Here is an 8,701-nt window from a genome sequence, read left to right on the forward strand (position 1 = left end):
TCACGCAGGCCGCGTGCTCGGACGCGTCGCCGGCGAGCCGACACCCTGGATGAGCGGCAGCGGATCGAAGTTGCCCTTGATGACCTCGGACGGATCGGCATTGAGCCAGTCGCGAAGCATGCCGTTGTAGACGCGGCGGAAGTCCATCGTGTGCTTCAGGTCGCCGCGGCCAAGATCGCTGAGCGACGGATGCGGCGCGTGGAAGCCAGGTCGAACCTTGGGGCCGACGACGAACATCGGGCCGGCAGCGCCGTGGTCGGTGCCGTCGTTGGCGTTCTGATCAACACGCCGGCCGAACTCGCTGAAGATCATCAGCGTGACCTTGTCCGCAATGCCCTTGGCCTTGAGGTCGTCGAAGAAGGCCTTGACGCTGTTGGCGACGTTTCCGAGAAGGTTCTGGTGGCTTTGGACCTGGTTGGCGTGCGTGTCGTAGCCGCCGGTCTCCGCGTAGAAGAGTCGCGTGCCGAAGTTGCCACCGATGAGCTGGGCGATCAGACGCAGCCGCTGACCGATACCGCCGGGGTAGCTGGCGTCGGCCTCGTATTGACCGGCGGCCTTGCGAATCTCGTCTGCGGAGATGATCGCATCGGCTGCCTGACGTGCGAAGTAGTCCTGCTGCGGGTTCTCGCCGCTGAGCTTCTGAAGCTCGGTGATGATCTCGCGTTCGAGCTTGTTGTCGAAGCTGCTGCTCCGCTGGAACGACAGGCCGAAGTCGTCGATGCGCTGGACGCTCGGCACCGTGACGTTGGGCGAGATCACCGCCATCGGCGCTTCTCGGCCGATGTTGATGCCGAGCAGCGGGTTGTTAGCAATCGACGAATTGCGCGTGCCCTTGATGACGTGATCGAGATAGTGCCCAAGCCAGCCCGTGCCGTCACCGCCGTGTGGGTCGGCTGCGTGCCAGATGGCCATCGACTCGAAGTGACTGCGGTTGGCTTTCGGGTAGCCACAACCCGGAATGATGGCCAGCTCGCCGTCGTCCCAGAGCTGTTTGAACGCGCCCATTCCGGGGTTGAGCGACCAGTCGTCGTCGAGTCTGTGGAGCCCATCTTTCAGGGCGATGACGGGGCGAGCCTTGTGGTAGATGTCGTTGCCGTGCGGGATGACGGTGTTGAGACCGTCGTTGCCACCGGAGAGCTGAAGGACGACGAGAATGTTGTCCTTGGGAACGACGGTTCCCGGCGTCTCGTTGTCGGCGAAGGCGAGCTTCGGTATGAGCAGCGGAACGGTACCGCCGAGGCTGATCGCGGGCAGCGCGCCCAGGCCGACCTTCAGGAAATCACGACGCGAGGAGGGCTTCTTCATCGGATCAGTGTGGTAAGGCTCAGGCGAGCTGGTAGACAGGGCTGCTTGCAAGGAGTTGGACGAGGCCACGGACCTTGTCGTTGTACCGCCGACCATCGAGTCGGAAGTCCTCGGGCTTGTTCTCGCGATTCAGGTTCATGTAGTCGCGCATTCGAACGCGAAGGTCATCGTCAATCTCGCCGTCGAGCATCAGAACGGCCAATGCGTCGATGACATCGTCGGCCGACTGGAGCTTCGAGCCCTGCAGGTACGAGCGCAGACCGCTCTCGACGAATTCGTTGAAGCCGTGCTCGCCGAGCTGCCGGCAGAAGCGGAACCGCTCGATGACGGTCGTCGAGTTGATCCACGCAGCGCCTCCCTCCCAACCTGCAACGTTGGGCGGAAAGAGAAGTCGCTGACCCATTCGGCCGGTCGTGTCACGCAAGAAACCGGCACGTGGATTCGCACTCGCCGCCTTGCACGCGCCGACGGCCAGCTCGATGGGCGACTTGACCCGGGCTCGGTGCGACGCCTCGGAGTGGAAGAACTGGCTCGCGAGCATCTGTTTGAGCACCGGGCGAATCTGCCAGTCTTCGGCAAGAAGGCGATTCGCGTAGTACTCGACGTGCTCTTCGCTCGGCTCGCGATGAACGAAGGTCTCGAGCAACCGCCTTGCGATGAATCGTGGGGCCGCCGGGTGTTTCAATATCGCGTCGACGGCCTGCTCGTCGTTGAAGTTGCCACGCTGCTCGTAAGGCTTGCCCTTGAAGAGGACCTTTTCGCCGTCGTCGTGGTTGCCTTTGTTGAAGTCGCTGCTTCGGCCACGGATGCGCCAGCCGGTGAAGGCGCGGGCGAGCTCCTGGATGTCGCGCTCCTCGTACTGCCCCACGCCGAGGCAAAAGAGCTCCATGATCTCGCGGCCGTAGTTCTCGTTCGGGCTCGCCTTCCGCGAGTTGTTGCCGTCGAGCCAACGCAGCATCGCGGGCTGTCGGCCGACGCGGAGCACGAGGTCGCGGAAGCTGCCCAGGCCGTGCGTGCGGAAGAGCTCAGTCTGGTCGAACATCCAGTCGGCCCGCCCGACCTTTGAGCCGCTGGTTGCGAAGTGATCGTGCCAGAAGAGTGCGACGCGTTCCTGAAGCGGGAACGGCGTCTGCATCATTCGGTGGAACCACCACTCGACGACACTGTTGATGTTGCGACGGATGTCGAAGAGTGCACGTGCCTGCTCGCGAAAGGCGTTGAGTCCGCCGACGTCGGAGGCCGGGTCGAAGTCGAACAGAGCGTCGACACGCTCTTCGGGCGTCATCGGTAGGAAGTGCTCGTACTGGTCGGGCGTCGGCCCGAAGGCAGCGCGGCGAAGAAGGTGTCCGCAATGGCGGGCGTCGATCTTCGGATCGCGGGCCTTGGGCTGCGGTGCGAACGGTCCAGACGGTCGCGGTACCGGCTTGGCGGCCTGCTCCGCTGGCCGAGTAGAAGCCGGACGAGTCGTCGGGACGGGATCGCTCTGCATGTTGCCTCCAGAAGACACAAGCCGCCTCTTGCGGCTGTCCGATAATCTAACATCTGAAGGGACGCGTGCAAGATGAACGCAACGTGTCCGCAGCCGAAAACCGCCCTAGTGTGCAGCAGCGGCCCATCCCGGGCCTGCAAGGACTGGTAGCTCAGTTGGTTAGAGCATCCGGCTTTTAACCGGAGTGTCGAGGGTTCGAATCCCTCCCGGTCCACTTGTCGATCGGCAGCAGGATGAGGCGCATCGTGTTGCCCTTCACCTCGTTGCCGCCGACGCCGTCCCAGATCTCCTCCGACACGATCGGCTCGTCCGCGAACTCGTCAACGTGCCGCGTGACGACCCACTGCGGCATACTTGGCTTGTCTGCGGCCATGTGGCGCGATAGGAGCGATTGCAACGGATTATTGCCGGCGTCGACGAACAAGATCTCGTCATCGCCCGCGACCAGCTCGATCTGCCGGGCGAACGTTTCCAGCCGTTCGCCACGCAGTGTGGTCGCGGGAAGGCTCGCGATCATGAAATGCCACCAGCAGAGTGCAAAGCCGGCGACGGCAGGCACAACCGCGAGCGGTTGAGGCAGACGAAAACGCTTCAAAAGCCAGAACGTGCCCATCGCGGCGACCGGTGCCGCCGCGACGTAGGCCGGGCCGAGGTAGACGCTCCGCTTGCTCGCTGGCAATGTCAGCACGACGAGCCAAATGAGCACGTACAGCACCGCCGGACCCGTCGGGCCGTCCCAGCGCTTCGACCCGCGTCGCACCAGCGGCAGGCCGAGGAAGAAGAGCAGCGACCACGGCAGAAACTTCTCGACGAAGTACTTCGGCATGCGGTAGACGTCTTTCGCGATCCGGGCCGCGCCTTCGCTGACGCGGCTGACCTCCTCGCCCACGAGGACGCTGCCGGCATGATCGCCGTCGATCGACGCCGCCCAGCCGAGCCAGCCGCCGAAGATCGCCACCGAGACTGGCAGGCCAATCCACCAGCGAAGCACGTTCACGTGTCGCCACGAGCCGAGGCAGACCTTCGCGGCAACGACGGCAAAGCCGACCGGAATCAGCGCCGGCGGACCCTTTGCAAGGAGGCCGAGCGTGACAAACAGCCAGAAGGCTGCCGCCCACCCGATCGACGGCCGATCGCCATCGGCCACGCGGCGCAGCATCGTCGTCGCGACCAGAAACGCCCCGGCGGTCATGGCGATCAGCGGCATGTCCGGCCGGGCGTAGTAGAGCCGCTCGGCAATCGTCTCGCCCGTCAAAAACGCCGTTGCCGCGAGGATGGAAACGCCGAGCCTGTCCTCGGGCTTGGCCATCTGCCAACCGGCGATGGCCACGACGCCCGTGGCCAGCAGGCCCGTCAGGATCGCCGGAAGCTTGTAGACGAACGTCGACGGTCCGAGCCACTCGAGAAACGGCAGGCCGATCCAGTTGTAGAGCGGCGGCTTGGTGGCCGGAAAGCTCCACGAGTCCACCGGCAGGATCAACCGTTCGCCCCCGCGGATGGCCATGTCGAGCGTGTAGCTCATCGTCCGCATCTGGTCGGTGCCGTTGATGTCGCTGGGTGCGACGACACGAATGACCAAGACCACGGTGAAGATCGCGACGACGCCGACCACGGCGAGCAGCTTGTCCGGGCGTTGCGGCATCGGCGGCCGCTACCGTAACGGCGAGCCGTGCCGCTTGCCCGTGACGATGCCGTCTGCCTCCGCTCGACGCCGTTTGGCGAGACGTCGCAGGTCGTCTCGATCCTCTGCCGCGAGCGCGGGCGCGTGAGACTCCTGGTCAAAGGTGCCCGCCGTCGCACCAAGCTTGGCAAGAGCAAGTTCGACGGCGGCATCGAACCGCTCGACCTCGGCCACGCCCTCTTCGCCCACGTGCCGGAACGCGAGCTGTCGCTGATGACGGAGTGGAAGCTCCTGGACCGTCACCGACACCTTCGGCGAAGCCTGCGGACCGTGCATCTCGCCAGCTACGCGGCCGAGCTCGTGGATCGATTGATCGAACAGCACGAACCCGTTCCGAAGCTTTTCGACGGGTTTCAGCGCTTCATAGCACGCCTCGAGGATCGACAGAAACGCGAGGCGGTGACGCTTGCGTTCGTGCTCAATCTGATTCGTCAAGCGGGCATCCTCCCCGATCTAAGCCGCGCGGCCGACGGGGCATCGATCGTTCAGGCGTTGCGTGATGGAGAGACGATCACGTTCAGTCCGTCGGACGCCGCGCTCCACGTGGGCCAGGACGTTCCGGGCGACGTCGAGGTGGTCGACTCCGACGGGCTTGCCGCGGTGCTGGCGTTGCTGCGTCTGCCTCGAACGGGAGCGGAACTCCCGGTGCTGTCGCGTCGCGTCGCGTCGGGCGCACACCGGTTGCTCGTGTCACACGTCCGTCATCAAACAGATGCCCGCGTCCGAACTGCGCGAGCATTGACATCATCGATCTGAAGGAAACACCGAAGCCGCACGCAGAGCGCAGCGTCGCGTCGGGTCCGGGAAGCACACCAGTTGCGCCTGCTCAACCCTCGTCAGACCCGGTCCGACGCTTCGCTCTGGACACGGCTTCGGTTGAGGTACTGAAGGAGTCCAGGTTCGAGTCGAGCGCGACTCAAGCACTCTTGCGACGATGTCCTTCGCGCTGCTTCTTCGCTGCAGGGTGCTGGAAGACCTTGCCACGACCTTCGACGACATCTTCGTCGATCACGTACTTGCCGGCTGGCTGGTCGGGTAGGTCGTACATGATGTCGAGCATCACTTCCTCGCACACGGCACGCAGGGCACGGGCACCTGTCTCACGCTTCAGGGCACGCTCGGCTATCAGCTCCAGCGCACCTGGCGTGAACTCAACCGTGCTGCCTTCGAGCTCGAAGAACCGCTCGTACTGCTTGACGATCGAATTCTTCGGCGTCGTCAGGACGTTGATGAGGGCCGGGACGTCCAGCGGCTCAAGCGTCGCGGTGACGGGGAGTCGACCGACGAATTCCGGGATCATGCCGAACTCGACGAGGTCTTCAGGCTGCACCTGACGCAGGACTTCCGCCCGCTCCAGCTCGGCCGTCTTGCCGATGGTGCCTTCGTTGGCAAACCCGATCTTCCGCTTGCCGATGCGGCGGCGGATGATGTCTTCGAGTCCGACGAACGAGCCGCCGCAGATGAAGAGGATCTGCGAGGTGTCGATCTGGATGTACTGCTGCTCCGGATGCTTCCGGCCGCCTTGAGGCGGGATGTTGGCGACGGTGCCTTCGAGCATTTTCAGCAGACCCTGCTGCACGCCTTCGCCGCTGACGTCGCGGGTGATGGAAACGTTGCCGGAGGTCTTGCCGATCTTGTCGATCTCGTCGATGTAGATGATGCCCCGCTGGGCGGCGTCCAGGTCGTAGTCCGCGGCCTGGAGGAGACGCAGGAGGATGTTCTCGACGTCCTCACCGACGTAGCCGGCCTCGGTGAGCGTGGTCGCGTCGCCGATGGCGAACGGCACGTTGAGGATGCGGGCCAGCGTGCGGGCCATGAGCGTCTTGCCGCTGCCGGTCGAGCCAATCAGAAGCACGTTGCTCTTGTCGAGCTCCACGCCGACCTTCGCGTCGGCCTCGCTCTTGCCGGCCTGTTCGGCCTCGTCCTTGGCCTTCTCGTCCGACTGGATGGCCATCAACCGCTTGTAGTGGTTGTGGACGGCGACCGAGAGGCCACGCTTGGGATCGTCCTGGCCGACGACGTACTGATCGAGGTGCTCGCAGATCTGACGGGGCGTCGGGATCTTCTCGAACAGCGGCGAGGCCGTGGCGAGCTTGCGCTTTTCCTGGCGGATGATGTTGTGCGCCAGGTCGACGCAGTTAGAACAGATGTAGACGTCGTTGGGTCCTTCGACCATCGGGCCGACGTCACGGGAGGATTTGCCGCAGAAGGAGCAGGTGGTCACGCGTCGTCCTCGGAACCCGCCACCGCCGCCGCCGTTGCCACCACCTCCGCCGCCACCTCCGCCGTGGCCGTGCTCGTTGTTGCCGACGTCGCCGCCGAAGGTGCCTGGCGTGGGAATGCCAATGTCGCCGTCGCGTCCGTCACCGCGCATGGCCTCGACGTCGCTGCCGTTGGACACGGCAGGCTCGGGCTTGGTGGGCTGCTTCGGGTCCGGGCGTCGTCGCTGGGCCATGTGTTTGAAGGGGGTAAAGCCACGCCACAGGGCGTCGTTGGTGGTCGGGCAACGGCCTCGACCTGGGAGCGGCGATTCGGGAAGGGTCACGTGCCTGCCGAAAAGCCGCCGTCTTGGGTTTGATCGTGCGTTGGGCTCGGGAAGTTGAGATGGACTTCAAAAGTGCCTCGGCACGCGCCTGCGGCATCGCATGAGGAACATCGGCCCGGCTGGGGAAGCTCCTGCACGTCGATCGCCCCCACCTTAAACGTGGCCGACCCGAACCGCTAGCCGATCAATCACAAGCCACGGCTACCGGACGTTCCGCCGCACCCGACAACGTGGCAGACCTGCCTCGTCACGCCGTCAGATGTCACGATTCCTCGAGATCTCGGATCAGGTCGAGGTTTTTCCCGCGCGGCCGGTCGGCTGGTGGGGCCTCAGCCTCATCTTCGAGGTGCTCCCGCTTGGCGGTCGCGACGAGCCGGCTTCTGGCACGCTCGAACTCGGCGTCGGAAAGCTTGCCGTCCTTGTGCAGGCGACGCAGCTCGCCGATGCCGAAGCCGCTCATCGAGATCCCCTCGGGCTCGTCATCGTCTAAAAAGTGCCGCTTGGCCCACAGGCCGATCAGCAGGAGCACGATCGCCCCGATCAGAACCAGCAAGATCCGCCCACCGGTTGCGAGGAACTCCTGCGCGTCCGATTGCTCGGTCGCGACTAGCAGGCTCGGGGGGTCGATCGGCACCGGCAAAGGTTACGCGCCGTCCTGTAATGTGCTGGCAAAGCCGCGATCTGCCGCGGCGACGGCACGAAGCATCGCCTCTGCCTTGTTGCGGCACTCCTCGAACTCCTTGGCCGGCACACTGTCCGCCACGACCCCGGCGCCGGCCTGGACGTCGAAGCAGTCGCCGGAGTGATGCACGATCGTGCGGAGTGCGATGCACGTGTCGAGATCGCCACCGAAATCCGCGTGACCCACCGCCCCGCCATACGGGCCACGGCGTGTCGGCTCGAGTTCGTCGATGATCTGCATCGCGCGAATCTTCGGAGCACCGCTGACGGTTCCGACCGGCAGGCTCGCACGCAAAGCGTCGAACGCGTCGAGCCCTTCACGCAGCTCGCCCTCGACGTTCGAGCTGATGTGCATGACGTGGCTGTACCGCTCGACGACCGCCTGCTCGGTCACGCGGACCGTGTCGGCCCGGCTGACCCGGCCGACGTCGTTGCGGTGAAGGTCGACAAGCATCGCGTGCTCGCTCATCTCCTTCGCGTCTCCAAGAAGTTCCGACGCGAGCTGCTCGTCTTCGACCGGCGTCTTGCCACGCGGCCGAGTTCCTGCAAGCGGCCGGCTCGTTACCTTCCCGCCTTGGACACTGCAGAGGATTTCCGGCGAGTTGCCAATCAGCGTGCAGGCCGGCGTCTTCAAGTAGAACATGTACGGCGACGGATTGACGACACGCAAGGCGCGATAGACATCGAACGGCCTTGCGTTGCTTCGCGCTCGCAGTCGGAGCGACGGCACGAACTGGAAGATGTCGCCAGCGTGGATGTACTCGACGCCCCGCGCGACCGCCTGTTCGTAATCATCACGAGTGCGGTTCTCCTCCATCGCCAGCGTCGGCAGATCACGCAGGTCGATCTCCTCACTCGCCCGTCCGACGGCGAACCGGTCGACCTCGTCGAACAGATCGTCGACTGCGCGGCAGGCTTCGTCGTACGCGGCGTTGACGTCGTTCGTAATCGTTGAGTGGGCGATGATTTTCGCCGTCTTGTCGACGTTGTCGAAGGCGAT

Annotated in this window: 8 protein-coding genes and 1 tRNA gene; 4 read left to right on the forward strand and 5 right to left on the reverse strand. The window is 64.6% G+C overall.

Annotated elements, in window-relative coordinates; translation table 11 throughout:
- Positions 1 to 1,305: a DUF1501 domain-containing protein gene (locus AAGI46_01385; protein MEM1010854.1), complete on the reverse strand. Its 1,305-nt coding sequence runs from the start codon at positions 1,303 to 1,305 to the stop codon at positions 1 to 3.
- 19 nt (positions 1,306 to 1,324) lie between these two features.
- A complete protein-coding gene (locus AAGI46_01390; protein ID MEM1010855.1) occupies positions 1,325 to 2,794 on the reverse strand; it encodes a DUF1800 domain-containing protein in 1,470 nt (489 codons plus the stop codon).
- Between the two features lie 140 nt (positions 2,795 to 2,934).
- Here AAGI46_01390 and AAGI46_01395 point away from each other — a divergent pair.
- The 4 genes from AAGI46_01395 (at position 2,935) to recO (ending at position 5,231) form a co-directional block, all read left to right on the forward strand.
- Positions 2,935 to 3,008: transfer RNA gene (locus AAGI46_01395), tRNA-Lys, on the forward strand.
- 484 nt (positions 3,009 to 3,492) lie between these two features.
- A complete protein-coding gene (locus AAGI46_01400; protein MEM1010856.1) occupies positions 3,493 to 3,627 on the forward strand; it encodes a hypothetical protein in 135 nt (44 codons plus the stop codon).
- A gap of 255 nt (positions 3,628 to 3,882) precedes the next feature.
- Positions 3,883 to 4,017 (forward strand): hypothetical protein, encoded by a 135-nt coding sequence (locus tag AAGI46_01405; protein MEM1010857.1) that lies wholly within the window; start codon positions 3,883 to 3,885, stop codon positions 4,015 to 4,017.
- A gap of 446 nt (positions 4,018 to 4,463) precedes the next feature.
- A complete protein-coding gene (gene recO, locus AAGI46_01410) occupies positions 4,464 to 5,231 on the forward strand; it encodes a DNA repair protein RecO (protein ID MEM1010858.1) in 768 nt (255 codons plus the stop codon).
- A 160-nt stretch (positions 5,232 to 5,391) separates the two neighbouring features.
- Here recO and clpX read toward each other — a convergent pair whose 3' ends face one another.
- The 3 genes from clpX to AAGI46_01425 all read right to left on the reverse strand — a co-directional run.
- Positions 5,392 to 6,930 carry an ATP-dependent Clp protease ATP-binding subunit ClpX gene (gene clpX / locus AAGI46_01415; GenBank protein MEM1010859.1) on the reverse strand — a complete coding sequence of 513 codons (1,539 nt, stop codon included), beginning with the start codon at positions 6,928 to 6,930 and terminating at the stop codon, positions 5,392 to 5,394.
- 352 nt (positions 6,931 to 7,282) lie between these two features.
- On the reverse strand, positions 7,283 to 7,654 hold the full coding sequence (locus AAGI46_01420; GenBank protein ID MEM1010860.1) for a hypothetical protein: 372 nt from the start codon (positions 7,652 to 7,654) through the stop codon (positions 7,283 to 7,285).
- A 9-nt stretch (positions 7,655 to 7,663) separates the two neighbouring features.
- The coding region (locus tag AAGI46_01425) for a chorismate-binding protein (GenBank protein ID MEM1010861.1) at positions 7,664 to 8,701 on the reverse strand (1,038 nt) is incomplete at its 5' end.

Source organism: Planctomycetota bacterium (assembly GCA_038746835.1).
Classification (GTDB): domain Bacteria; phylum Planctomycetota; class Phycisphaerae; order Tepidisphaerales; family Tepidisphaeraceae; genus JBCDKH01.

Bases quoted from the DNA above. Each gene is read 5' to 3' on its own strand.
- AAGI46_01385 (MEM1010854.1), bottom strand. From the start codon at position 1,305: ATGAAGAAGCCCTCCTCGCGTCGTGATTTCCTGAAGGTCGGCCTGGGC.
- AAGI46_01390 (MEM1010855.1), bottom strand. From the start codon at position 2,794: ATGCAGAGCGATCCCGTCCCGACGACTCGTCCGGCTTCTACTCGGCCA.
- AAGI46_01400 (MEM1010856.1), top strand. From the start codon at position 3,493: ATGAGCACGTACAGCACCGCCGGACCCGTCGGGCCGTCCCAGCGCTTC.
- clpX (MEM1010859.1), bottom strand. From the start codon at position 6,930: ATGGCCCAGCGACGACGCCCGGACCCGAAGCAGCCCACCAAGCCCGAG.